The sequence below is a fragment of the Flavobacterium cupriresistens genome, assembly GCF_020911925.1.
GTDB lineage: Bacteria > Bacteroidota > Bacteroidia > Flavobacteriales > Flavobacteriaceae > Flavobacterium > Flavobacterium cupriresistens.
In genome coordinates this window covers 5,100,801-5,126,812 of the sequence record NZ_CP087134.1, presented here as the reverse complement: position 1 = coordinate 5,126,812, position 26,012 = coordinate 5,100,801, and the positions used below count along the sequence as shown (strand labels likewise).

Below are 26,012 nucleotides of genomic sequence, written 5' to 3'. Positions count from 1 at the left end.
GCGGAAAATAGAAACGGAGTCTCTGGTGTGATTTCTCCTAAAGTCGAAATGACATGCTAAGTAAAATATTTTACATTTCACAAGATACATTTCACAACACACATTTCGCAAGAAACAGCTCACTCAAGCCAGTCCTTTAGGAAAACGATCTAAAACCAAATTCAATTGAATCTGATGTTCTAGATATGCTTTGGCTCCGGCTAAAACCAATGTAAAGCCTTCGGTAGAGTTCCTGACTTGATCTATTATTTTGTCTGTATCGCCAACAAAACCTGAATTTGTAATGCTTACAAAAGTTTCATTTTCGTTTAATGGGGTAAAAATCCATTCTACTGTTGTGGTTTCTCCGGTATTTCCCCATTCAACGACAATCTTTTTGTTTTCTTCTATGACCTTTGTTAAAACCGTCAACGAAAAACCATACATTTCCCAGACCCATTCGATTGGCTGGTACTCTGTTAATTTTCCGGAGCCTTTGGTAAACCAAAATTTACTTGTGATTTCCGGATCTATAAAAGCCTGAAAAACTTCTGAAACAGGTTTTCTTATCAGCATTTCGGCTTTTGCGAATTTGTTGTTTTCTGTTTTCATTTTGTATAGGTGTGAGATGTGAATTGTAAAATGTCTGCCGTGAAATTTATAGCCAGTAACCTGAAACCTGAAACCTGAAACATGAAACATGAAACTTTTTTTTCAGACCTTCTAAGATAAAAAATTATTGTTTCGCTTTTAGTTAATGAACGGTATTGTTTTTTAATAGACAGCCAATAATTAAAAGTAAAAAAGATAGTAAGGAGGTCACAACTCGGATAAGATGCAGGGTATTCCATTTTGCTTCAAATTTATCTCGTAAAATAGTGGCTTCTTGGAGCGTGATAGCGGCGAGGTTGGTTTTGTCCAGCATTTCGTTTAGTGGAATGTTTCCCAGAATCGTTACAAGAAAAACACCAATAAAATAAAGGAGAGCTGCAGCAATAACAACCCAAAAAACAGCATTATTGGATTTATAGCAATACGCTGCAATAAAAGAAAACAGCATCGAACCGAAAAAGATCAAAAAGAATAACGGATTTTGAATCGTACGGTTCATATTTTGAAAGGCTCTGAGATAATTTATATCATCAAGTTTACCGATTCCCGGTGTTACGGCATTAGCCCAAGTAAAGAAAATACCCGCTAAAAGCCCCGTAAATAGAGTGGCTAATAGAAGTGTAACGGTTTTTGTATCAATAATAAATGTGTCCATATTTATGTCGTTTGGTTAACAATGTAAAATTAGAAATATTGATTATTCATGACTTGTTTGAAAAGTAATACGATTTGTTTGAGAAGAACTTTTTTGTGAAAAGAGGTTTGTAAAATGGTATTGTGAGATGATATTTGCAAAAGGTGGGATTGTGGATTGTCTTTCTTAAAACCACGTTTGCCTTATTATTCCGTTATTTTGTCACCCAATGTCACCCTGAGCGAAGTCGAAGGCTACGCAAGAGCTTTCTGTTATTCTTGATTTTAATTGATGTTTTACAATGGAAGTTACCAACGTAGCCCCCTGATTAGTCGTTTACTTTTAAAGCAAATAAAGATTTACACTTTCTCCTTATCGATCCATTTTCCAACGGTTGGTGGGGTGTAATTCCTCATTTTTTCCAATAGATCATCAATAGAATCACTTACTAAAAGCATTTCCTGATTTACATTTTTTAAGAAACCTTTTTCAACCATAGTATGTGTAAGTTCTAACAAGGAATCATAATAGCCGTTGATGTTTAAGATTGCAATTGGTTTTTTATGCAGTCCCAACTGTGCCCAGGTCAGCATTTCGAAAAGCTCGTCAAGTGTTCCAAAACCACCCGGAAGTGCTATGACACCGTCTGACAAATCGTTTATTTTGGTTTTTCTTTCGTGCATGCTTTCTACCAAAATTAATTCGGTTAGGCCTTTGTGTGCAATTTCTTTTGAACGCAGAAAGCCGGGAAGTACTCCAATTACTTTTCCGCCTTCACTTAAAGCGCCGTCAGCAAGAGCACCCATTAAACCTACGTCTGCACCGCCGTATACCAATTCTATATTTTGTTTTGCTAATGTTTGTCCGAGCAAAGTGGCTTGCTCTTGGTAGATTGCTTCCGTTCCAAAACTGGAACCGCAGAAAATGCCTATTCTTTTCATTTTGTATTGGTTTATTTTTTTAGCTCGTACACAAAATTATGACGAGAGGGTTCATTGTAATAAGCAACGTCTATTTCTTCTACTTTTGTTGCTCCCAGTTTTCCAACTGCTTTTTGTGAACGATAATTTTCTGCTCCAACATGAAATTGAACTTTATCAACGGCATCAAAAGCATAGTCGAGCATTATTTTTTTCACATGGGAATTAAATCCTGTTCCCCAAAATTTTCTTCCGTAAAAAGTATAACCGATAAAAATACTTTTATTTTCAGGTTCATATTCATAAAAACGGGTGCTTCCGGCTATTTCGTTTGTACTTTTATCAAGGATCAGAAAAGCGCCTTTGCTTTCCATTGCTCCTTCAAAAAAGTTTTGAAAGACTTCTCTCTCGTACCTGTTTTTATTTGGATGTTGTTCCCATACTAACGGATCAGAAGCTACTTTAAAAAGACCTTCAAAATCAGTTTGCTGTAACGGAACTAATTTTACAAATTCGTTTTCTAATACTTCAGGCTGCAAATTTAAAAGTGATGTACTCATATTTAATGGTGTTTTTAAATTATATTTTTTTGATTTGAACACAGGAAACATTTTCCAATTGTACTTCTTTTCCTGTTTTTTTAAGCAATCCCGTTTTTAGATTTCGTTTAAAAACGACCACATTTCCGGTTAGCACATTGGAAGCGATTAAGAATTTTCCGGTTTCATCTATCGCAAAAATTCTCGGATGCTTTCCTAAGGTCGACTGATAACCGATATTGGCTAAAAGTCCTTTTTCATCAATAGTAAAAATGGCAATATTGTTTTCTTTTCCACGGTTTGTAGCGTATAAAAATTTTCCGTCAGGTGAAATGTGAATGTCTGAACTTTCGAAACCCTCTGTAAGGGTGTCGGGATGTGTATTTACTTTCTGTATTTTTTGCAGAATCCCATTTTCATAGCCATAAGCACTGATTGTTCCTGACATTTCTTCAATACAATACGCAAATTTTTGATTGGGATGAAAAGACAGATGACGTGGTCCGCTTTCAGGATCTGTTTTTGTAAATGGAGTTTCGGTTGCTGTTAAAGGTTGTTTTTGTGTGGCATCAAATTGATAACAACGTATTTTATCGGCTCCTAAGTCGGGAAGAAATAGATAGTCGTACTGCGGTGAAAATATTGTGGAATGGATGTGTGAGCGGGTTTGTCTTTCTTTGTTTACACTTCCGTCTTGGTATTGAAAATTTTGTGCAATAGAATCGATTTTTCCATTTTCCAATAACGGATATACGGAAACACTTCCTTCGGTGTAATTGCCGTTTACCAGCCATTTACCACTTTTATGAACGGAAACATAGACCGGATTCTCGCCGCCACTTGGTTGTTTATTTAAAAAAGTAAGTGTCTTATTTTGTGGATTGAATTCAAAACTGCTTACGCTTCCTGCATTTGGAGTTTTACTGTCGGTACAGGCATAAACATATTTTCCGTTTGGAGAAACCGTTAGAAACGAGGGATTAATGAGGTTTTTGACCGACGTTACTTGGGTCAGTTTTCCTTTTACAGTATCTAATTGATATACCAGAATGGATGCTGCAGTTTTGTCTCTGTTGTAAGAACCCAGAAAAACGTAGGTATTTTGGGCGCTTAAAGAAATGCTTATTAAAAATGTGATCAGGAAAAGAGATATTGTCTGTTTCAATTTTTTTGATGTATTGCTGTTTTACTTTTTATATGCTTTTACTATTTGAAGAATGTGTTTACTTTAACGGATATCTAAAACCAAAAACGGCAAGTTCTCCCTGCATGAAATCCAAATCTTCAGACCGTTTGAAACCTAAATTTTCATACATTTTCCATGCTGTTTTCATAGACAAAGTACTATGAATAATAAGCTGATCCAGTTGGTTTGCTTTGGCTTTGTCAATACATTCTTCAGTCAGTAATTTGCCAATTCCTTTTCCGCGGGCAGCGCGATCTACAGCCAATAATCTAAAACCTGCCGTATTTTGTTCCTGAGTTGCAATACCTCCGGAGCCGTAATATTTCATGTCATTAAAATAAACTACAGCACCCATAATGGTGTCCTGATGATCTACAGCAACTAAAAGTTCTGTTCCGGGATGATTGGTGAAATCACCAATATTAGCTAACATTTTATAATAATTGGGCTGTTCATTTTCTTTTGGAAAGCCATCTAATTGTGAATAAACAAGAATAAGAAGTTCTCCAATTTTGTTGAATTCTGAAGGATCGGCATTTCGAATTGTATAGGCTGAGGGATTCATATTCGGTACTTTTTTATTTCACATTTTTCCACCATTGGCGGAATTCCTGTTCTTCATTTTTTAGTTCAACTAATTCACCAATCATTGGCGTAATTAGCGGAATCGGATTTGTTTCGTTTTGATTTAATTGGGTTACTCTTTTCAAAGGCTCATCCCAGGCATGATTGGCCAAAGGGAATTTTGAAGAATGAACCGGAAATAATCGTTTCGTTTTTAGATCTTTTGCAGCTTGAATTACATTTTCCGGAAGGTTGTGAATGTATTTCCATTTGATATCGTATTGACCATTATCAACCAGAGCAAGATCAAAGGGACCATATTTCTCTCCAATAGCAGCAAAATGAGTATCGTAACCGCTGTCTCCTCCCAAGTACATTTTGTAGGTTGGGGTTTGTAAAATAAAAGAGAGCCATAGTGTATTGCAACGTTTGAAAGCACGACCGGAGAAATGTCTTGTTGGCGCTGTGTATAGTGTAATATTGGCGTCAAGTTCTATTTTTTCATACCAGTCTTTTTCAATAATACTATCGGATGAAAATCCCCAAAATTCAAAGTGGGAACCTACACCGAGACCACAGACAATTTGCTTTGTTTTGGTCTTTAGTTTAAGAATCGTTTTATAATCCAAGTGATCGTAATGATCGTGTGTAATCAATAGGTAGTCAATTTCAGGAAGATCATCAACGGTATAGATATCGGTTCCTTTAAACGCCTTAGTAGTGCCGGCAATAGGGGAGGCATTACCACTAAAAACAGGATCAACTAAAATTCGCTTTCCTTCAATCTGAATAAAATAAGAAGAATGTCCAAACCAGACTAAAATGTCTTTATCGGTAGGTAGGTTTATCAAATCTGTTTTTATCGAAGGAATCAAATCCGCAGGGATTCGGTGTTCCTTTTTTTTGAATAAAAACTCAAACAACACTCCCGTCATCGTGTATCCTTCCGTAAGGTCCGGAGTAAAATGTTCATTTTCAAACTTTCCGTTTTTATAATTCGGAGATTTTTGGATTAATGCCAGTCTTTCGCCAGTGGGAGCTTTACCAAATCGGGCATCCTGTAAAAAAAGATAAACGGCTAAAAGGACAAGCAGTAGTATAAAAGTTATTGTCATGGTTTATTTTGGTGGGTATAATTCATTTAAGTTTTCAACCGAAAGGGAAATCATTTTTTTGAGCACTTCAACATCAATATCGGTTAGTTTTTTGATGTAAATGCAGCCTTTTCCGGATTTATGTTTTCCAAATTTAGAAAGAAGTTCTTCTCTGTTTTCAGATGTAACATAACAATAAAGAGAAATTGCTTCTTTCCTTGGTGAAAATCCGACAAGCGGTGCATCGCCTTCACGACCGCTGGCATATTTATAATGGTAGCTTCCAAAACCAATAATGGCGGGTCCCCACATTTTGGCTTCAAAACCGGTTTGTTCCTGCATCAATTTAACAAGTTCAAACGAGTCGTTTCGTTTCGTACTGTCTTCAACAGCGTTAATGAAATCGTTAACACTGCCTTCCGTTTCTATTGTTTTGTTTACAGCCATGACAGATTATTTTTAATTTAATAAATCACTTTTTAATAAAAGCGCCTTGATTTTGATTTCGGTTTGGTAAAACAATTCAGAATTTGTATTCATCTGATTTTCTAAAACGATCAAACTGACATCACTTTTCGGGAAGTATAAATTTACGGAAGAAAAGCCATCGCCCAGCCCGGAATGCCCCATATATTTTGGGTTTCCCTGATCGACGATTCGTAGTCCATAACCATAGCCTTCTTTTTCTTTTCCAAAAAGATTGTGTTGCGCCTTGACAGTATAGCGAAGCATCAATTGGTAGGTTTCGGGTTTCAGGATTTTTCCTTTGTGGAGATTATTGTTCCAAATTGCTAGATCGGTAACCGTTGATATAATCCCATTAGCAGAAACGGTTTCGGCGGTTATTCCGGATTTATCATTTTTTGTAAAAACATTTTTGTCATTAATATAGCCCGAAACCAATTGTGCTGTTTTGTCTTTAGAATAACAGTAAGTGTTTTTCATGTTTAATTTTTTAAACAAATCAGCTGCTACTTCCGGATATTTTTTTTGGGTACTAAAGGCAACAATTTGACCCAATAAAGAAAAACTTAAATCACCATATTTAAAATCGGTTCCGGGTTTAAAAAGTAGCGGTTTTTGTAAATCGATAATTCCGTGGGTATGATTTAATAACTGGTGAACTGTAACAGAATCTGCCCAAGTTTGTGTGAGATGCGGAAGATATTTTTTAATAGGTGCCTGTAAATCAATACGCCCTTTTTCAACTTCTTTTAAAATCAAAACAGCCGTAATTTGCTTGCTGTTTGACATGATTTCAAATTGGCTGTTAATTGCCAATGGAATCTTTTTATCAAAATCAGCAGAACCCAGCGCTTTAGAATAAACCGTTTTTCCTTTTTTTGAAATAAGAAGTACACCATTAAATTTAGGATCACTAACTTTAATTAAACTGTCTATTTGGGTGTATAAGTGGTCTTTTTTTTGTGAAAAGGAAGGGCTGCTTGAAAGTAGTAACAGAAAGGATAGTAAAATAGAAGTTCGTAGAAGTGTGGTCATTTGGTGTTTTTGGTCTTTTTTTGTTTTTTTAGTCGCGGTTTTAGTTTTCAGTCTCAGTCTCAGTTTTCAGTTTTCAGTTTCAGTTTTCATTCTCAGATTACATTTTACAACTCACATTTTTTTCAAAACATTCCATTTTCATTGATCATTTTGGCGGGAACACTTTGTCCCAGATCCCAAAGTTCTACTATTTTTCCGGACTCAAATCTAAAGATATGAACTACGGCCACACCCGAATCATTGGCATTTTGTTTGACATGTGAATGTACGGCAACTAAATCTTTATCTGCTATTGCGTGATGAATTTCAATAGTTTTATTCGGATTTTGTCTGGAGGATTCTTCCATTGCCAGCATCAGTGTATTGGCATCCCCTTTAAAATAAACATTATGATGCTTAAAATCCTTACTGACATACAGGCGAAATGCTTCATGCGAGTGCCCTTTTGCAGCAAGTTTTAAAAAGTCTTTTGCAATATATTTCTTAGTCATGATTTCAAAGATTAAAAAGCTAACTAAGTTATGAAATAACTGTTTATGAATTTAAAAAATTATCGCTTTATTAACTTTCTAATCTGATGAAGTCATGAATTTATAAAAGTACAGTTTGTTGGTATTTAATCACTTTTCCGACAATCTCTTTTCGTTTTCGGTTTGTGGTTTGTCTTTGCCGTTTGGCTGGCCTTTTCCGGTTGTAATTAGTTTTTTTAGACTGTTTTGAATGTAATTTGTCCAAGAGTCTCTACAAATTTCAAAACATTCATAATCGGGAACCAAACCAATATGAGTAAATCGCAACGCTGTTTGGCCATCGTTCTCTGTGATCTCAAAAGTAGGTTTTGTACCGGTCCATTCTTTTTCGTCTGCTGTAAATTTGAAATAGTTTTCTTCTATCAACCAGACAATTTTTTGATTCGGAATTACTTCTGTCAATTTTATTTTACAGCGATGCACGTCTTCGTAATGATACTTAAATTCATCATTTAGTTTTGCTGTATTTCCTTCGATCTCTTCCGACCACCAGCCGCGAACATTCGTAATGGCATTAAAAACGTCTTCCGGAGAATGATTAGTTATGAGGGTTGTGGTAAAATCTTGTGTGTCCATTTGGTATGATTTAGAAATTAGTATAACAAATGTACGTTCTAAATATCAATACGTTAGGGGTGTGAAAAGACAATTTTGAGGAGAGAATCGGACAAGTTGCATTCTGTTGGAGGAAGATTTTAGATTTTAGATTGTGGATTTTAGATTTTTTGTTCTTTTTTGTTGCTTAGAAATGCAATAATGAGCAGAAAACTTGTTGGGTATGAGATGTTTTGCCGAGTTCAAGTATTTAAAGTCGTTTATAATTAGAACTTACTGGGTGTAGATTCACGAGCGGGACGCTCGCGCTAGCGATGAGTTAGTAGAAGTTTAAGATTTACTAATTTAATTTATGATGCTAGCGCGAGCGTCCCGCTCGTGCCCGCAATGATTTGACAAAGTAAATGAGTTATTTAGAAAGTCTTTCGTAGCTTTCATTCAAAGTAAGAGTAAACATATGAAGATATTATATATTGATTTTAGTAAAAAATAGTAAAGTTAGATTTGATTAATTGTATTATAAAAAACAAAAATCCGACTTGTTCTCACAAATCGGATTTAATAATAAAATTGAAATCAATTATTTTTTAGGACTTTTTACATTTTTTTCGGTGTCCATCATTTCCATTAGTTTTAAGCCAAGCAGGCCACTTATAGAACCATCGGAACCACCGTTTCCTGTAATTAAAACATCCGGAATTACTTTGATGTTTCCTTTACCAATCTCTTCGGTTACTTTGTATTTGGTAAAATTATCACCACCCATTGCGGCAACTTGTAATTGATACGATTCGGCTGTTGATTTACCAACGGCCATAATTTTCTCTGCTTCTGCCAAACCGGTTTTTGAGATTCTTTCAGCTTCAGCACTTGCGGTCAGTTTTGTAGCTTCGGCTTGCGCTCCCGCTCTGGCTTTGGTTGCTTCTGCTTCTGCATTGGCACGCATTTTTGTAGCTTCAGCTTCGGCATTTACATTTAATTTTAAACTGGTTGCATCACCTTCCGCTTTCTTAACAGTTGCATCTGCTGTACGTTGTGCGATTTCAACACTTTGTGAAGCGCGAACAATTTCTTTTTGCATATCGGCAATCGCCGTTTCTTTCTCCATTCCCTGACGTTGTTCCTGTGCCATTCTTTGGGTTTGATAGGTTTTTTGCTCTTCTTCGGCCAGTTTTCTGTCCGTTAGAGTTTTCATCAAAGAGTCGGGTGGTACAATATCTCCAATTAAGGTATCAACAGCGTTTACATTGTATTCGTCTAATACCAGTTTGATATGGTTTTTAGCAGATTCTTGACGCTCTTTTCTGGTTGACAAAAACGAAATTACATCACTATCCTGAGCAGAGTTTCTGAAATAGTTACCAATCGTTGGCTCCAAAACCTGAGAAACCAGATTGTTCATGCTTCCGAAACGGGCAATAACTTTTGGCGCTTCATTGGCCGGTACGTGAATAATCTGCGCAACATCCAGATTAAACGGGAAACCATCTTTTGAACGTACGGTAATTGTAGATAAGTTTTTATCTAAATTATGAGATTCGCTTCGTGCATTTGCCCAGTTTAAAACCAGGTTAGTGGTCGGAACAGCTTCCAGTTTTGTGGTGTATTTATTAAGCGCATATTTTCCGGGTCCAAGAGGTTCCATCCAAACACCACGTTGTCCTTTGGAAACAATATTTCCGTGTTTGAAAGTGTCGCCTGTTACGTCTTGTCCGTCTTCACCTATATAGGAGATTATGACACCAACATAACCGATTGGCACATCTGTCATTGGGTTTTGCTCAATTAGAACTCCCCAGGTATTGATGTAATACGAACCGGCAAGCATGACCTGAGGTTGCAAACCACGATTTCCGCCTTTGTCAAGGAATTGGTCAAAATCCTGAAAGTTATTGTGTCCTTCGATAGATTTACCTGCAATTTGTCCTTGCGGAATTGGCTCGCCATCAAGAGCCGTTACGATTCCGATCATGTTTTCGTAAATCTTAATTTGATCTGCGATTACAATTTCAAACAGGAACGTATTGATACGATAAGACCCTGTTGTAATAAAAGCGGTCTGACGTCCTTTTTGTCCTCCGTTGTTTAAGAAAGCAGTAGCATCCTGAAAGTTGTCGCTGTCTACTTTTCGGGCCAGAATTCGTCCGGTTGGGATTTCTTTTCCGTCTTTACTCAGAACGAGTCCGATTTTACCTTCGGGAATCAAAGTAAAGCTTGTCATGTCTACTATGTATTGCCAAATCCACATTCCCCAATACAATCCGGGAGCTAAGGCCTGCGCTTGGTAACCGGCTTCTCCTTTTGTGGCAATAATTCTACCATCGGGAAGTGATTTGTCGGCACCAAACAAAACAAATTTCTTGGTTACAAGACCAATTTTATCTTCCGGAACAATCACCATTCCGAAGAAAACGCGAAGCACAAATTTGTAAAATAAGATGGAAAGTACAAGTAGTAAAATCCACCAATAAGAAGTAATTTCAGTCATAATTATTTATAGTTTATACTACAAACGTACTGCAAATGTTTCTTGTTAAAATGAAATATTTTTAAAATTAACATTTGATAACTCTTACTTAAAAAAGTTAAAAAAAGACTGATTTTATATCGTTGGAATTGTCAATTTGTGACACGATTTTTTGCTGTGTCAACTATGATTGGTATTTTGGATTTTAACAATTTAAAACAGGAATTGTTTTGTTTTGGATGTGGTTGGTGGTGGAATGGTTTTAAGCGATTTTAAAACGTATAATGTTTCTCCATTATTTAGAATTTTGTTTGATCTCTTTCGCAATACCAATTCGGTTGACAATCTGTTATAACACATCCTCCGGGAAAGGAGGAGTTTTTTTTAGGTTTTATTTTTTTTCCTTTTCTGTCAACTTCATGGCTATCTTTATTGATAAATTTTATCCCAACTACGAAACCATAGGTAATAGGTATAACTTGATTTCTCTTTTTGCATGTTGGACATTTGTGTTTTCTCTTTGATGTGGTGTACGGACAAACTGGCGTAAAGGGGATTTCAATTTTATAATTTTCAGTATCTTTTGGTCGTATGATATAAAGCTTATTTATTGGATAGTTCCTAATTGAGAAAGAAAGCTTAAAAGTATCCTTAGGTAAATTATTAAACTCAAATTCAAATGTATCACTAAGTAAGATGCTGTCTTTTTTATTTTTATATTTTAGAATGGCATATATTTTTTTGGGTAGATCAATTTTTTGCGAATTATAGTTCATTACAAGTTTTCCCGATATTTTCTCAGCTTGAGCAGTAACAGTGTGAGAAATATAAAAAAGAAGAATAAGTAATAGAATTTTTATTTGATGCATTTTAGAGTATATTTCGCTTAATGTGTTTCTCTTTAGATTTGAGATGAGTAAAAGCTCAATTTTTTTTAATGATATCGTATATTTGAAAAAATCAGATTTTTGCTGTAAAAAATATATTTTAACTAATCAGTTTTTGATTTCAGTGTTTTACCGCTAACGGCTTATAATTCCAGCTTTTTTATAATCTGAATTGTTCCTTCTTGCAGCCCTTTAAAATAATCTCCTTTTTTTAGTTCAGGAATGACAAAAGTAGAGAGGATTATTTCTACTTCTTTGTCACTAAGTTTGTTGCGTAACTTTTCTACTCCGCGAATTTGTATTTGTCTCAATTGTTTGCTTATTACGAGCAAAATAGAAGCATCTATCTTTAAATTGGTATTCAAATATTTGTCGAGTTCTAAAGAATAATCGGCAAGTTCTGTGTAGGAACCTAATGTAGGGGTGGTTATAATCAGTATTTTATTGTTGGTTTTTGTGTCACAGGATTTTAAGGCTTCTTTTAAAGTTTCTACTTGTTTTGAAGTCAGAATTTTTTCGAAGTCATTTACATAATCATAGGATTTTGCGAAGATATTTTGCGCTTCTGTTTTTGACTGAGCCAATGAATTGTTGAAAAAAATTACAGAAAGTGTAATGATGAAAAATATTTTTTTCATGGGTAGATTTGGTTTTTGGGAGTCGTAAAAGTAGGATATTATTATTAGATATCAAGTTGCAATTTGATACCAAATCGTTACTATTTGTTGTTTTTTAGGAAGATTTAATAGAATCAAAAAAAATCCGGTTTGTGAAGACAGACCGGATTTTTGAGATTGAAAATTACTGACAATTTAATAGGTGTACAGTTCTGTAATTGAAGTAAGTTTATTCTATTTTTTTTAATATTTGTGCTATTCCATCTTCCAGACCTTTGTAATAATTTCCCTTTTTTAATTCAGGAACTACAAAATTGGCTGCGATTTCTTCTATTTCTTTGTCGGAAATCTTGCTGTGTAGTTTGTTAACACCCTGAATTCGCATTTGTCTCAATTTTTCACTCATGATAATTAAAATGGAAGCATTTACCTTTAAGTCATTGATTAGATATTTGTCCAAATCCAGCGTATAATCGGAGATGTTTGAGTAAGGGTTTAGGGAAGAAGTGGTTACAATTATAATTTTATGAGTTGATTTTGTTTCCCCTTTTTTTAGAACGTTATTGAGATTTTCTATTTGTTTTGGAGTCAGAATTTTTTCAAAGTCATTTACATAATTGTATGATTTTGAAAAAACATTTTGCGTTTTCGTCTGAGCAAACAGAACATAAGGGAAAACTAAAGAAATTACAAGAATTAAAATTTTTTTCATGAGGTGTAGTTAATTTGGGTGCCGCAAAATTAGCATTTTATTATTGTAATTAGGTCTGTCAATAACTGTTAAAAATTAATTTATATTCGATTTTTTATAAGGCACTAAAATCGGAGTATTTTTTAATTTTTTTTTTGAGATGCAGCAATTATTTCTTCTTCGCTGATTTCGCAGAGCAGGACTGGTATTAGAAAAAAGGAGCAACGAACTTCATAGAAGATTGTGATAGAAGTAAATGGAATCATAGAAGCCTAGTGAACGAGAAAAGAAGAATAAATCGTATTAAAATACTGTTTCTCATTTAGCGTTTTTTTTAATTAATAGTATATTTGAGGTCAAATTTAATTTTATAGTATGCCTGATTTTATTGACAAAGTGGCTTTGATTCACGTAAATGATCACAAGGTTCTGAGTACCATCTCAAAGAATAAAAACGCATTTTTTTTCCCTGGTGGAAAGAGAGAACCTAACGAATCAGATATTGATTGTTTAAAAAGAGAGATTGAAGAAGAACTTAATGTTACATTGAATGATGATACTATTCAGTTTTTTGGCACTTTTGAAGCGCCTGCACACGGACATGCGGAAGGTGTAAATGTACGTATGATTTGTTATTTTGCTGACTATGTTGGTGAATTGAAAGCCAGTAATGAAATAGAAAGTTTTGCTTGGTTAGAATTTAAAGACAAAGCAAATTCCTCATTGGTTGATCAGTTGATATTTGATGAATTATATGAGAAAAATATAATTAAATAATTGTAGAGATGCACTGCTGTGCATCTCTATCTGCATCTCTACTGTGCATCTCTACTACAACAATGGGTTATAAACACCAAGAATTGATATTTCGGAGATTAAAATCCAGACATTTTTTGGATTGTTCCTTAGAGATCGCAATTATTTCTTCTTTTTTAATTCCTGCATTATAGTAATAATTAGTGTCGTCTTCTCCATAAATCCATGCATCACTAGAACCGTTTTCCATAACTATACTATTAAAAACAAACACATTGGATTGTTTTGGGATGTAGTAATTGGGATCAATTAGGCATCCCCAGAGATTTTCCAAGAAAGTGGAAGTGAAGAACAGATAGAGAAAAACAAATAAAAATGTCGTTGCGATGTACTTTCTGTATTTCATTATAAAGGGTTTTGAAAACTATAAAAAAGTGAGGAAGTTTGATTTTGTTTTATTCAACTGTCCCACATTCAATAGGTTCGGGTTGTATTTTTAACTTTTTGTACATCCTGTCAAAGTCTTCTTTGGGATTGTTGTAATCGGTTTTTCCGTATTTGAGGTAAATTGTGGTTTTCAGATCGTCTTTAATCGAAAACTTCTTTTTATAAGGTTTACACTTTAGACCATAAACTTTTATGTCAATACGATTCTTGACGATGTCTTTTGGGTTAAGAGTGAAAATGTCAATGCCATCAAAATTGGTGCAACATTCTGCTTTGATTCTTTTATTACCGGAGTATATTTCGAAAAATGACCCTATTATAGTGTCTTTTGTATTTTTCTCAATGGTTATTATTTCAATTCTGTAGTCTTTTTTGGAATCGTTATTTTGTCCGATCAATGATAAACTGAAAAGAAAGAGGAAGGAGTAAATTATTTTTTTTATTGGGGGCATTTTTTTAAGTTTCGTAGTTGTTTTTGAGCTTTTTTATTGAGGACTTTATAAATGTGCGATCTAACGTGTTTTTACTTTGTGGAATTTAGAGTTTTGAAGGAGAATATTTTGTAGTACGAAAAGAATAATTAGGTATTAAAATTCTAATTCGGTCAAATAGCTGTTGTGTCACGTATCATTGAGGTGTTTCTAATAATTCATTATTTAGGAAAAGTTCTTTTTTTGCTTTTTGAAGAATAGCCTCTCTATATGCTATTCTGATAACCCAAAGTCTACATAAAAAAGCAACTAGAAATGTTAAACACGTAGTTATAAGAACCACTATTAATTCTTTTCTCTTATTGAAAATTAATGATATAATTATAGGAATATATATTAGTCCTATAGATCCATATAGATAAAAAATAAACGATGCAACTTTACCTGTAATCGTTGTTATTTGCGGAAGATGAATAATTTTTTTATACCAAGGGCGTTTTGCGAAATCTATTTTTGCTATTTCATTATTTTTTATAGACGATAAACTGACATATGTTATTATTTCGTTAAGTTCATCTTTTAGAACGGATTTATCAAGTTTAATTTCTTTATTCAAAAGTAATTTTTCAATTAGTTCGACTCTTTTCAAATAATACTCAACTATTTTTGTTTTTCCACTAATGCCTAATTGTGAAAACACAAAGCCGATGATTGCGCCCACTATGGGGGAAAAGAAAATTGGTATTAATATTTCAGTTTTCATGGGTGACTTTTTAAGTGGTCCAAAATGATATAGCGTTTAGTAGGTCTAAGGAATAAATGAAGGGAGTTTTCTGTTAAATTTGAAAACTTACATTTCTTTTGCTAAATGACAGTTAGGCGCAGGCAATATATTATTAGTCGAATTAGTTTTTCCATATCGGAATTTTTATAAAACTGTCGTTATGCCATTTTATCTGTAACGGTTCGCCAGCATCCTTTATAGTTTCGTCCACGACTTCTTTTCCTGAGCCGTAATTTATAATCTCAAATGGGTGTTTGTTGATGTTTACCAAGATTAAAAGCTGACTACCTTTACTAATTTGCTTGCTTATAAATCGGGTGTTGTTGACAGGAATGCTTTCTTTTTTGCCGGGTTCTAACAATTGTCGTTTGGCGTTGTCTTTTGCGTAACTGGCTCTGCCGACATATCGCGTTAAGTAAAAATATTTTCCGTTTGGGAGTATCTCGTATAAAGCCAACGAAACATCCATGTCTTTTTTATTGATAGTTGCATAAAAATTGCCAAGAAAGGAGCCATTTATTGAAAATTCTTTCTCAAAAGGGTCTGTTTTAAAAACCAAAGCACCGCTTACATCTAGTGTATCAATAATAATTTTGGGTGTGTAGTAGTTGTTTTGATTTTCACGATCTTTAAAATCAACAGTTTGAATTTCAAAACCTTTCTGTTTTGGTTTTTTGGCTGTCAAAGTTTTAGTGTTGAGATACAATTTTAGGGTGTCGTTATTTATTTTATTTAAAGAAGGAACGTGTTTCCATTCGTTTTTCCCCATTAACTGAAAGTTGACTTTGTCTTTTAACAGATCGGGTTTGGGTTTGTTTTTTAGAATATAATCAAGCCATTCATAAGCAAGATCCCCCATGCTAATGTTGGCAACGTTGTCTATTTCGTAGCCCATTAGATTTGGAGTTGCTTTTCGTTGTCCGCTCCAATGGTCATAAGGACCAATTACAAGATAATGGTTGGCATTTTTGTTGTATTGGTTGTGCCGTTTGAAGTATTGTAAAGAACTAATCTGAGCACCATCATAATATCCGGTTGTAGATAAAACCGGAATGTTTATTTTGGCGTATTCCTGTGGTGTTGGTACTACTGATTTCCAATAGGCATCATAAGCAGGATGTTGCAGCCATTTTTGAAACATAGGATTTGGAATCCCGGCTAAACTGTCTAAACTCCTGTAGGAACTTCCTTTTTCAAACCATTCAAAAGGCAAATTTTTGCTTATGCCCTGCGATTTGTATATATTTTGATAGGGCCAGTTTAATGCGATATTACTTTGAACATTATTCTCCATTGGTACATCAAAACCGGGCATTATTGCTACTTGTGGCACAATGGTTTTAAGTGCGGGATGAATGTTTTTTGCGGTTGCCCATTGCGAAAAACCGGTATAACTGCCTCCCAACATTCCAACTTTTCCGTCACACCATGATTGTTTACTAATCCAATCTATAATGTCATAGATGTCCGTTCCTTCGTGTTCGTAGGGCACATAGTTCTTGAGGTCGCCTCTGATACCACGGGCGTAAGCGACAATTCCGACATAATCTTTGTCGGCAGATCTTTTGCCAAGAATAGCATCACCGGCTCCCTGATAATAGGTCGTGTAAAAAAGCACAGCAGGTAATGGTTGAACATTTGCTTTTTTACGAACTATAATTGCCGAGATTGGGATTCCGCTCTTTGTAGGTATTAAAACGCTGTCCTGAATACGGTATATAGTATCAGCAGGATTGGTTTGTTGCGCAAAAACTGTTGTTAAACTTGTCAGTGTAAGTAAAAAGATTAAAAATAAATGTCTCATTCATTTTATGTTTTTGGTTGCTCAATTTTAACGTGTTGTGGGGTGTACCCGTTGCTACTGTTTTGGTAATTAGTGCTTTTGGGGATTAAAGATGCGATATTTTACTTTAAAAACAAGTTTTTGAAATACAAAATTCTCTTCAGATTAAGTCTAAAATGCTAATCTTACCTACGGTTTTGTATGATCTTTTCTCGCTATAATCTCAATTATAGCTTACACCAGCTTTATGGAATATATTTTTTATTTCTTCTTCAATTGGAAAAGATTTTAAAGGAGGGACATTGGCACCTCCGAGATTTCCTGTGGGAATTTTACCTACAAATGATTTTACACCACCAAAGATCAGACGAGGAATTTGCCCAAGAATTTCTTTTTTACTTTTTATTTTGAATCCGAATCGTAACATCTTCCAGTGTACATAAGTATGCGAAATCGGAAACTTTTGCCCTATAATATGGGCTCTTTCCAGATGATTCCAGGCAGCTTTTAAATTATTGGCAGTATATTCAATTTGATATTTTTTTAATTCCTCATTATAATAGGGGGCTAATTCTTTTGGAAGTAATGTATTAAATTTCATGGTTTTTCTTTTTCAAATAATGATATAATTAGCCGTAATATTCGTTGCTTATAAGTGCGTACGACTTTCGTTTCAGTACCAGGCGAGGTTGGAGATCTCGAAGCCGAATATTTTCGCTACAACGAATATAGGAATAAAAATGCTAATTTCATTGCAACTCCAATCTCATCCTGTGGCTGTTGGTGACAGATTATTTATACCTTTATGTAGTTCAGATACCAATGTATTCCAAACTTATCCAGTACACAAACCAAATTGGTTTCGATGGTCGTTTCAAAAAAGTCAGAAGTAATATTCCCGTCAACTTTTAGTTTTTCGAATACCGATTTATGTTCAACGGGATTGTCAAAATTTATAGTGATTCCGATACCATTTCCATAATTTACATCCTCTTTTTCAAATCCGTCTGAGATATAAAAATGAATATTTTCGGCTTTAAATTCGGCGTGAGCAATTTTGTTTTTGTAGCTATCCGAAACTTGATAAGGTGTTTCAGAGAACCGTTGTACAAACGTTGTTTTTCCGTTAAAAGATTCTTCGTAAAATTCTAAGGCTTCTTCTGTTCTGCCTTTAATGGTGAAATAAGCAACTAATGTTTTCATATTTTATGTTTTGCCAAAGATTGACATTAGTTAGACCAAAAAATTGAACGGAGTTGCTATTTTACACTTCGCGAAGGTAAAATGCCAAAAGCTTTAAAATAAGTTCTTGTAAAATGTGCCTGATCAGAAAACCCGCCTGAGTAGGAAGATTGTGTGAAATTCTGATTGTCGCATATCGCTTTTAAAGATTTTATCAATTTGGAATACAATACAAATTCTCTAAACGACATTCCGGTTTGTTCTTTAAAAAGATGGGAGAGTCGGTAAGTAGATAAATTGTTTGATGCTGCAACATGCTTGAGAGTACTTTTTTCTGATTTCCGAATTAAATCAATAGCTTGTACAATTCGTGAATCCATTTTAACTGTGTTGGATATTATTCCGATTTTCGCAGCAATTTGGACAATTAATTCTTCGGTTAGTTTCTCATTATTTTCATTGACAGAAAACCAGTTCCTTAAGATTTCAAGGATGTTTTGTGTTTGAGAAGGAGATAGTTCTTTGAAAGTTTCGCTTTTGTCTGTCAGATTGAATCCCTGACTACAAAACGGATCAATATGAATAAAAGCAACATAACTCTTATACGGATTGATGAATTTTCGAATGGCATTGGGTTGAATAATTATTCCTGAACAAAAAACACTCTGTTGTCCGGATTCAAAGTGAAATTTTTCTGAAAACGAAACGGCTATGGTAATAGCATGATGCAAGTGCTGCTCAGTTTGAATGTCTTCTCCAATGTAGATTCCGCCAATCTCCGAAAATCCTATTTTTATATTTTTTCTCACGGAGGTTTTGTGTCTAAGTTTGGGTTGATGATTACTAACGGTTGTTAGCGCTCTATTTTTTAATGCCTACTATCCGAAACTAAATATTTTTCAATGTGCTCTTTCCAAACTTCTCTTTTGTTAACGACAAATTGTTCTTCTTGACTATTTTTATTTTTTATGAGTATTCCATTACTTACCAAACCCATTGTCTTAACAAATTCAACTACTTCGATTTGATTTAGAAGTATAATTTGTTCATGTCGTTTTATGTAGTTTATTAAATTGGTTTGAAAAATTAGCCTGTCACTCATTAGGTAAAGTGTTCCTCCAACTGCTATACCATCTTTAAAATGATTTGTCATTCCGTGATAAATTACGAGTTGTTTGTCAATGTCTTGAAATTTAATTGAGAAATCAATTTTTGAAAATATTTTGAAGTAAAAAAGAATAGGTGAGAGTACTAAAATAAAGACACTAACAATAATTGCAATGTCTATTTTGACAGTGTACGCAAGGTAAGTAAACATAATAATTGCAAAGATTAATCCTGATAAAATAGAATATTTAATTTTCATTTATTGATATGTTTTTATTGAGATGATTTTTTTTTCTCGAACAATTTAATCATTACTGTTTTAAGGCTAGTTGTGGCTGGAAATTAAAGGTGCGATATTTTCCCGTTAAACACAAATTTTGAAATTACAAAGTCTTCTTAACAGGAATCTTTTTAACTGCTAAGTGCGCAGGGGTTTACGCAAAGTTCGCAAAGTTTTTTAGACAAAGCTTTGCGAACTTTGCGTTTTTATAAAGGCTCGCATATCAAAAAAATCTTTGCGACCCTTGCGGTTTAAAACAAACGACAGAAAAAAAATCCGATCTGCTTTACACAAATCGGATTTTTAATTGAAAATTATATATAACCGGCGTCCATTCTGACGCAGGTATTTTTACAAGTGAATTACTTCGCCGTATGCATCTGCAACAGCTTCCATAACCGCCTCACTCATTGTTGGGTGAGGGTGAATAGATTTTAAGATTTCGTGACCTGTAGTTTCCAGTTTACGAGCTACAACTGCCTCAGCAATCATATCTGTAACTCCGGCACCAATCATGTGACATCCTAACCATTCTCCGTATTTAGCATCGAAGATTACTTTTACAAATCCGTCTGAATTACCGGAAGCTTTTGCTTTACCTGAAGCAGAGAACGGGAATTTACCAATTTTTAATTCGTATCCTTTTTCTTTTGCTTGTTTTTCAGTCAAACCAACAGAAGCGATTTCTGGAGTTGCGTAAGTACAACCCGGAACGTTTCCGTAGTCAATTGGGTCTACGTGTAAACCTGCAATTTTCTCCACACAGTTGATTCCTTCAGCAGAAGCTACGTGAGCTAAAGCTTGTCCCGGAGTAACGTCTCCAATTGCGTAGTAACCAGGGATATTAGTTTGGTTGTAAGCGTTTACCAGAATTTTATCACGGTCTACAGCAATACCAACTTCTTCTAATCCGATGTTTTCGATGTTTGTTTTAATTCCAACTGCAGAAAGTACGATGTCTGCTTCAAGGATTTCTTCTCCTTTAGCTGTTTTTACTGTTGCTTTTACACCAGCACCTGTAGTATCTAATTTTTCTACAGAAGAATTAGTCATTACTTTGATACCTGCTTTTTTCAAAGATCTTTCAAATTGTTTTGAAATATCTTCGTCTTCTACCGGTACTACATTTGGCATAAATTCTACAATAGTAACATCTGTTCCCATTGAGTTGTAGAAATGTGCAAATTCAACACCAATGGCTCCTGAACCTACAATGATCATAGATTTTGGTTGTGTTGGTAAGGTCATTGCCTGACGGTATCCAATTACTTTTACACCATCTTGTGGTAAGTTTGGTAACTCACGAGAACGTGCTCCTGTAGCAATAATAATATGATCTGCACTATATTCGGTAACTTTATTGTCTTTGTCTGTAACGTCCAGTTTTTTCCCTGGTTTTAGTTTTCCAAAACCTTCGATAACGTCAATTTTGTTCTTTTTCATTAGAAACTGAACTCCTTTGCTCATTCCGTCTGCAACATTACGACTACGTTGTACCACTGCTGGGAAGTCTTTGTCGAATTCAGTAACTTTTAATCCGTAGTCTGAAGCATGTTTCAAATAATCAAAAACCTGAGCCGATTTTAATAATGCTTTTGTTGGGATACATCCCCAGTTTAAACATACACCACCTAAGTTTTCTTTTTCAACTACCGCTACTTTAAAACCTAATTGTGAAGCTCTAATAGCTGTTACATATCCACCAGGACCACTTCCTAAAACAATAACGTCGTATTTCATTTTTTTTGCTTTTAATAGTACTACCGAAAATGAAGTTTTATAGATCCGAAACTCATTTTCAATTTCTTTGTTATTTGTGATTGCGAATTTAAGGATTTATTTTAAAAAAAGGACTATAAAGGTAAAATGTGAATTGTGATTTGTGAAATGGTTGACGTGAAATGGGAATCTTAATGAAGGGGAGTTGTGTACAGTATAGTATCAGATGTTGAATGGTATCGTTTGCCAAGCTGAGCGAAGTCGAAGCTCTTTTGTGGTTATAAGCTCTTCGACTCCGCTCAGTCTGACAGTTAGGGGTATCACATTTTACAATTTACATTTCACGGTAAAAAAGACAAAAAAACTAGACCTTGATATGTCCCCAGTTCTCACCGCTGGCGATTCTTCTGATTTGCATTTCGCTTACACCAAACTGTTTTGCGATCATTTTCAGACGTGTTTTTTGCTCGGGTCTGGCCAGAATTTTTTTGATTAACATGACTTTTGTAGTGGTCAATTTTCTTCCATCGGCTTTTAAGTTGTGCTCGATCAGATTCTTTTTGGCCTGAATTACACGTGGGCTTTTACGACTGTGTGCCATCATTTCGGGTTTCGTCGCCCAACATAAATTATTGCTGTCGTCGTTGCTTCTGTTGTAGTCTAAGTGCAAAACATAGGTTTGCTCTTCTGATTCTTTTGGAATGAAATAATGCGCAACCAGCTTATACAAAAACAGGTATTTGTTGATAATTTTGTCGTCTTTTTTGACTTTAAATCTAAAAGTAGGGTAGCCGTCGCTCAGGCCTCCTTTTAAGAGACGACCATTTTCCATTTCGTCTATAAAGCTAATTAATCGGCCTCTGTTCGAAATGGCATATCTAAGTTGTAATGAGGCGTTTATTTCTATTTCTTTGAATTCTTCGTTTGGATAAAATCTTATTTGTGGCATTTTCTTTTTCATTTGAATTTTGTGTCTCAAATATAAATAATAAAGAAAAGTGAAAAGCTACTTTGCTGGTTCTGAGGTTCAGTTTTATGATTCCTATAACGCTAATTTAACTTTTTTAAGAAGTTTTTTGGGATTTGGAACTTGCCTTAGAGGTGCCGGAATTTAAATTACATTTTTTTTCTAAGAAAAACGTAAGGGCTATTAAACAATAGTTCTAAATTAATACATTATAAAAAAGGTCGAAAAACCCAATAAAATCAACACTTTACATCAAATAAAGTAGAAAATTGGTCAAAAACAAAAGTTCCAATTAAATGATAATAATTGCCTTTTAAATACTTCTTAAATAACGCTTAATTACTGGGGGTACTTAAGAAAGTACCGGGCAATCACAAATATAGGCAAAAACGCCGCCTTTATTAGCCTTTAAGGCATTTTTAAACATAATTTAACCACCAATATGGTGGTTTTTTTATGGAAAAAACCGAACGATTTAAATAAGTAGAAAAATTGATTTATTATTTTGCATAGACAGTTGGGTGGACAGTTGGGTGGACAAAATCTATAAAATATAAACAAGTTTACATTCTTGTTTTTGTAGTTTATATTTGTTTTCTGCATTAAAAAGATAAACTCACGGCATTTAATAATAAAGTTAATCTCATTGAAAAGCGTAAAAATCACTATTAATCAATGCATTAACAAGGCATAAGTAGAAAGGATTGTAAAAAAAACTACTATTCAAGTCTTATTACTCCAGTTACTATTGCAATTGATCTAATATCAGATTTATGTAGCTCGAAAGGGTCGTAATTTTTATTATCACTTACGATTGTGATATATTCTTCATTTTCAGACTTACAAATACGTTTTATTAGAACTCCCTGAACGGTATCTAATACGTAAACTTTGTTCCACTGAAAGAAAGTATCTAAAGGCAAATGTTTGCATGCTACAATATCGCCACTGTTGTATTTTGGATACATTGAGCTACCCCGGACATTGATTAAATAATCTGATCCCTTAAAAGTGGGAACTATAAAACGTTCTGTTTCGTACTCCATAACTTGAATATCTCCCGCGCCATATCCTGCCATTGCATCTATCGGTATAAGCGGTATTCCTTTTTCTTTTATTAAATTATCATCATTTGACTCTGATAAATTAGTCCTATCTGAGTTACTTCTCATATTAACTTGTTTATTTTCATTGTCGCTTTTTAAAACATTACCTTTTCCAGTAGTAACCCAGTTTTTTTCTAAACGGTCGCTCAATTTACAAAGTTTAGTCACGAATTCCCCGGGTAACGGCACTTTTTCATTAAGTACTTGTGAAAATGAAGACTTGCTTTTGTACCCCATTAGTTTACCGATTTCCTCCTGATTCTTGCCTATACCTAAACTTATCAATGTTTTAACGGCTATTTTAATTCTCTCTAATTCAGACATATAAAAAATTTAATGTAAAAAAGTTTATATTTTATATCGTTTAATCTAAACAAGTTTATATCTTTGTTTCAATATTTAAAACAAACAAGACGATGAGCAAAAGTAAGACAAAAATTTACAAATCCTACGATTCAAATATTTTAGAGGCGTTGTTTTTAAAATATGGCGTTTCAAAATATTATATCCGTCAAAGTATAAACGGAACGGTAAAAGGTTTAACGCCTGATATAATTAAAAAAGATTATAGCAAAATGGTAAAGGAGAACGAAACAACGGTTCAAAACTTTATCAATAAAACCTTAGAATAATATGCCCTATCAATATTCAAACAACATTATTGCAGTTGAATCAGAAGAGTTAGTCCCGAGTTTTTGGAACACTCTTGGATCATTGCAAAAAGAAATAAAACGTTACGAGGAAAAGCCCTTCGGGATAAAGCGCCTACAAATTGGAGGTAACGGTAGAAAGTTGCTCCTTGACTTCGACAGCCTTAAGCCACACATTCAAGACGCACTTGGTGACCCGAGGCGTGTGGATAATCCTTTAGAAACTTTCTTTGAGTTTGACGCTGACGCAGTTCGCTATTATTCCCGATTTAAACGTGCGGGAAACAAATTGGAATCCGACGAACAGGAGCGATACATTATTAACGCCTCAGTTATGAAAGCCTCGATCAAATTAGAACAGGCTCGCACACAGGAGCGCATTAAATTAAAGGGATCACTTCGCGGAATTGTTGCAACTGTGGTCAAGGATGTCGAAAATTTCAATAATACGCTAAAAATTAAACACGAAGTAACACACAACCTACCCACAAGTGAAAAGCAGTTTAAAAAGCTTTTAAAAGAATGCAAAGACGATTTGTATTTCCCATTAATCAAAGACCCTGAGGGAGGCAGAATTAACAACGCTCGTAAGGTAGATGATAAAACAGAAATGATTTTCAATGGTTTGTTTAAAAATCAATTACATAAGCCCACGCCAACGGAGGTAGCTAAAAGTTACGACGCTTTTCTGAACAACTATGCGGAAGTGTACAATGAGAATACGGGCGAGCTGTATGACCCAAAAGATTTTAAGGCATTATCAAAAGGTTGCATTATTAGTTATATAAACAAATGGGAAAACAAGCTGGCAACCCATAAGGCAAGAAGTGGAGACCGTCAGGTGTATATGGGGAACTTCAAACCACACCATCAAATGGACTTACCGGAGTTAGCCGGATCTATTATTTCGATTGATGACCGCCAACCACCATTTGTTTACAATACCAAAGGCGATCGAGCTTGGTTCTACCTCGGTGTTGATATTGCCTCTCGCGCCATCACCACAGTAGTTTGGGGAAAAACAAAAGAGGGAATTATTGTTGATTTCTACCGTCAAATGGTTCGAAACTATACCGAATGGGGATTCTGTTTGCCTTTTGAGTTAGAGTGTGAAAGCTCATTAAACAGCAGTTTTAAGGACAATTTGCTACGCCCCGGGGCAATGTTCCAAGAAGTAAAAATCGAGGCCAACAATGCGCGAGGAAAATACATTGAGCGCATAAACGGTAAGCTTCGTTACGAAATGGAAAAGGGGGCATCAGGATGGTTGGCGAGACCAACGGCAAAAAGCGAGGCCAACCAATTGAGCGGTGCAAAAAAAGAGGTTATTCCGTATGACATTTTAATAAACGAGCGATTACTTGAGCTAGAGCAATACAATAACATGCCACATCCTGAGGAAAACGGTTTAAGTAAATGGGATTATTTCGAGCAGCGTCAAGACCCTAACTTAAAGCCGACCAACTGGGAAGCAATTTTACCCGTTATCGGGCACAAAACAACGACTTCGTGCAATGTAGGATATATCAGACTACAAAGCCAAAAAAGAGCCATAGCGGAGGACGGAAAGATTTTAACTGGTGAGGCTCTTATTCAAAAAATGAGAGTCATCGAGGGAAAAGAGTTTGACGTGTATTGGCTAGACGGAAACGACGGCCAAGTTTTGAAGGCTTTGGTTTATTTAAACAACCGCGTGATTTGCGAAGTAATGGAAATGCCGCGATACAATAGAGCGAAAAACGAAAGAACGGACGATTCGCACGATGAGGCTCTGAAATTACAAAGTGCTTATGTTGCCTCAGTTGATGCCTTTGAAAAACGCCAGCGTAGCAAAATAGAAAAAATAGCCATTGTGGACAATACCCCAAAAACGGTTAACTCTAATTTCCGAATGCCAAACCTCAAACGTTACGAGCCACGTGAGGAACTTGTTGAAGTATTCGCCGATGACGAGGAAGATAATTTAATATACAAACCCAAGCAGAATAATACGTCAGGATGGCGATCTAATTTTTAACCTATTAA

General features: G+C 34.9%; 29 protein-coding genes. 3 read left to right on the top strand and 26 right to left on the bottom strand.

What is annotated here, in order from left to right; all coding sequences use genetic code 11:
* Positions 1 to 123: 123 nt before the first annotated feature.
* From LNP23_RS20360 to LNP23_RS20290, 15 genes are all read right to left on the bottom strand, one after another.
* Positions 124 to 591 carry an SRPBCC family protein gene (locus LNP23_RS20360; protein ID WP_230002653.1) on the bottom strand — a complete coding sequence of 156 codons (468 nt, stop codon included), beginning with the start codon at positions 589 to 591 and terminating at the stop codon, positions 124 to 126.
* Positions 592 to 733: 142 nt separating this feature from the next.
* A complete protein-coding gene (locus LNP23_RS20355) occupies positions 734 to 1,246 on the bottom strand; it encodes an anthrone oxygenase family protein (protein WP_230002652.1) in 513 nt (170 codons plus the stop codon).
* Between the two features lie 338 nt (positions 1,247 to 1,584).
* Positions 1,585 to 2,166: an LOG family protein gene (locus LNP23_RS20350; RefSeq protein ID WP_230002651.1), complete on the bottom strand. Its 582-nt coding sequence runs from the start codon at positions 2,164 to 2,166 to the stop codon at positions 1,585 to 1,587.
* Between the two features lie 11 nt (positions 2,167 to 2,177).
* A complete protein-coding gene (locus LNP23_RS20345; RefSeq protein WP_230002650.1) occupies positions 2,178 to 2,705 on the bottom strand; it encodes a GNAT family N-acetyltransferase in 528 nt (175 codons plus the stop codon).
* Positions 2,706 to 2,724: 19 nt separating this feature from the next.
* Complete coding sequence (locus LNP23_RS20340) at positions 2,725 to 3,849, bottom strand: lactonase family protein (RefSeq protein ID WP_230002649.1); 1,125 nt, start codon at positions 3,847 to 3,849, stop codon at positions 2,725 to 2,727.
* A gap of 58 nt (positions 3,850 to 3,907) precedes the next feature.
* Positions 3,908 to 4,435, bottom strand: a complete 528-nt coding sequence (locus LNP23_RS20335; RefSeq protein ID WP_230002648.1) for a GNAT family N-acetyltransferase — start codon at positions 4,433 to 4,435, stop codon at positions 3,908 to 3,910.
* Positions 4,436 to 4,448: 13 nt separating this feature from the next.
* Entirely contained in the window at positions 4,449 to 5,549 is a 1,101-nt protein-coding gene (locus LNP23_RS20330) for an MBL fold metallo-hydrolase (RefSeq protein ID WP_230002647.1), read from the bottom strand.
* 3 nt (positions 5,550 to 5,552) lie between these two features.
* Entirely contained in the window at positions 5,553 to 5,975 is a 423-nt protein-coding gene (locus LNP23_RS20325; RefSeq protein ID WP_047773592.1) for a DUF1801 domain-containing protein, read from the bottom strand.
* Between the two features lie 12 nt (positions 5,976 to 5,987).
* Complete coding sequence (locus LNP23_RS20320; protein WP_230002646.1) at positions 5,988 to 7,028, bottom strand: serine hydrolase domain-containing protein; 1,041 nt, start codon at positions 7,026 to 7,028, stop codon at positions 5,988 to 5,990.
* Positions 7,029 to 7,150: 122 nt separating this feature from the next.
* Positions 7,151 to 7,519: a nuclear transport factor 2 family protein gene (locus tag LNP23_RS20315; RefSeq protein ID WP_047773589.1), complete on the bottom strand. Its 369-nt coding sequence runs from the start codon at positions 7,517 to 7,519 to the stop codon at positions 7,151 to 7,153.
* Positions 7,520 to 7,648: 129 nt separating this feature from the next.
* Positions 7,649 to 8,134 (bottom strand): SRPBCC family protein, encoded by a 486-nt coding sequence (locus tag LNP23_RS20310; RefSeq protein WP_230002645.1) that lies wholly within the window; start codon positions 8,132 to 8,134, stop codon positions 7,649 to 7,651.
* Between the two features lie 559 nt (positions 8,135 to 8,693).
* A complete protein-coding gene (locus tag LNP23_RS20305) occupies positions 8,694 to 10,601 on the bottom strand; it encodes an SPFH domain-containing protein (RefSeq protein ID WP_047773586.1) in 1,908 nt (635 codons plus the stop codon).
* A 278-nt stretch (positions 10,602 to 10,879) separates the two neighbouring features.
* Positions 10,880 to 11,449, bottom strand: a complete 570-nt coding sequence (locus tag LNP23_RS20300) for a hypothetical protein (protein ID WP_230002644.1) — start codon at positions 11,447 to 11,449, stop codon at positions 10,880 to 10,882.
* 161 nt (positions 11,450 to 11,610) lie between these two features.
* Positions 11,611 to 12,105, bottom strand: coding sequence for a TPM domain-containing protein (locus tag LNP23_RS20295; RefSeq protein WP_230002643.1), 495 nt, complete (start codon positions 12,103 to 12,105; stop codon positions 11,611 to 11,613).
* Between the two features lie 208 nt (positions 12,106 to 12,313).
* On the bottom strand, positions 12,314 to 12,796 hold the full coding sequence (locus LNP23_RS20290) for a TPM domain-containing protein (protein ID WP_230002642.1): 483 nt from the start codon (positions 12,794 to 12,796) through the stop codon (positions 12,314 to 12,316).
* Between the two features lie 354 nt (positions 12,797 to 13,150).
* Here LNP23_RS20290 and LNP23_RS20285 point away from each other — a divergent pair, with 354 nt between their 5' ends.
* A complete protein-coding gene (locus LNP23_RS20285; RefSeq protein ID WP_230002641.1) occupies positions 13,151 to 13,552 on the top strand; it encodes an NUDIX hydrolase in 402 nt (133 codons plus the stop codon).
* Positions 13,553 to 13,619: 67 nt separating this feature from the next.
* Here the strand turns inward: LNP23_RS20285 and LNP23_RS20280 are convergent, their stop codons facing one another.
* The 11 genes from LNP23_RS20280 to LNP23_RS20230 all read right to left on the bottom strand — a co-directional run bounded on the left by LNP23_RS20280 (position 13,620) and on the right by LNP23_RS20230 (position 23,661).
* On the bottom strand, positions 13,620 to 13,937 hold the full coding sequence (locus LNP23_RS20280) for a hypothetical protein (RefSeq protein WP_047773579.1): 318 nt from the start codon (positions 13,935 to 13,937) through the stop codon (positions 13,620 to 13,622).
* 49 nt (positions 13,938 to 13,986) lie between these two features.
* Positions 13,987 to 14,430: a hypothetical protein gene (locus LNP23_RS20275; protein WP_230002640.1), complete on the bottom strand. Its 444-nt coding sequence runs from the start codon at positions 14,428 to 14,430 to the stop codon at positions 13,987 to 13,989.
* A 175-nt stretch (positions 14,431 to 14,605) separates the two neighbouring features.
* Positions 14,606 to 15,172 (bottom strand): hypothetical protein, encoded by a 567-nt coding sequence (locus LNP23_RS20270; protein ID WP_230002639.1) that lies wholly within the window; start codon positions 15,170 to 15,172, stop codon positions 14,606 to 14,608.
* Positions 15,173 to 15,314: 142 nt separating this feature from the next.
* Positions 15,315 to 16,997 carry a CocE/NonD family hydrolase gene (locus LNP23_RS20265; protein WP_230002638.1) on the bottom strand — a complete coding sequence of 561 codons (1,683 nt, stop codon included), beginning with the start codon at positions 16,995 to 16,997 and terminating at the stop codon, positions 15,315 to 15,317.
* A gap of 202 nt (positions 16,998 to 17,199) precedes the next feature.
* Positions 17,200 to 17,577 carry a DUF3703 domain-containing protein gene (locus tag LNP23_RS20260; RefSeq protein WP_230002637.1) on the bottom strand — a complete coding sequence of 126 codons (378 nt, stop codon included), beginning with the start codon at positions 17,575 to 17,577 and terminating at the stop codon, positions 17,200 to 17,202.
* A 194-nt stretch (positions 17,578 to 17,771) separates the two neighbouring features.
* The gene (locus tag LNP23_RS20255) at positions 17,772 to 18,179 is read right to left on the bottom strand and encodes a VOC family protein (protein ID WP_230002636.1); all 408 of its coding nucleotides are present in this window, start codon (positions 18,177 to 18,179) and stop codon (positions 17,772 to 17,774) included.
* Positions 18,180 to 18,235: 56 nt separating this feature from the next.
* Entirely contained in the window at positions 18,236 to 18,967 is a 732-nt protein-coding gene (locus LNP23_RS20250; RefSeq protein ID WP_230002635.1) for a helix-turn-helix domain-containing protein, read from the bottom strand.
* Between the two features lie 59 nt (positions 18,968 to 19,026).
* Positions 19,027 to 19,524, bottom strand: coding sequence for a hypothetical protein (locus tag LNP23_RS20245; RefSeq protein WP_230002634.1), 498 nt, complete (start codon positions 19,522 to 19,524; stop codon positions 19,027 to 19,029).
* A gap of 372 nt (positions 19,525 to 19,896) precedes the next feature.
* Positions 19,897 to 21,285, bottom strand: a complete 1,389-nt coding sequence (gene lpdA / locus LNP23_RS20240; RefSeq protein ID WP_047773563.1) for a dihydrolipoyl dehydrogenase — start codon at positions 21,283 to 21,285, stop codon at positions 19,897 to 19,899.
* A 343-nt stretch (positions 21,286 to 21,628) separates the two neighbouring features.
* Positions 21,629 to 22,213, bottom strand: a complete 585-nt coding sequence (locus tag LNP23_RS20235) for an NUMOD4 domain-containing protein (RefSeq protein WP_047773783.1) — start codon at positions 22,211 to 22,213, stop codon at positions 21,629 to 21,631.
* A gap of 737 nt (positions 22,214 to 22,950) precedes the next feature.
* The gene (locus LNP23_RS20230; RefSeq protein WP_230002633.1) at positions 22,951 to 23,661 is read right to left on the bottom strand and encodes a S24 family peptidase; all 711 of its coding nucleotides are present in this window, start codon (positions 23,659 to 23,661) and stop codon (positions 22,951 to 22,953) included.
* Between the two features lie 92 nt (positions 23,662 to 23,753).
* On the opposite strand from LNP23_RS20230, the gene LNP23_RS20225 reads away from it, so the two are divergent.
* The gene (locus LNP23_RS20225; RefSeq protein WP_230002632.1) at positions 23,754 to 23,969 is read left to right on the top strand and encodes a hypothetical protein; all 216 of its coding nucleotides are present in this window, start codon (positions 23,754 to 23,756) and stop codon (positions 23,967 to 23,969) included.
* A 223-nt stretch (positions 23,970 to 24,192) separates the two neighbouring features.
* Positions 24,193 to 26,004, top strand: a complete 1,812-nt coding sequence (locus LNP23_RS20220; RefSeq protein WP_230002631.1) for a hypothetical protein — start codon at positions 24,193 to 24,195, stop codon at positions 26,002 to 26,004.
* Positions 26,005 to 26,012: the final 8 nt, after the last annotated feature.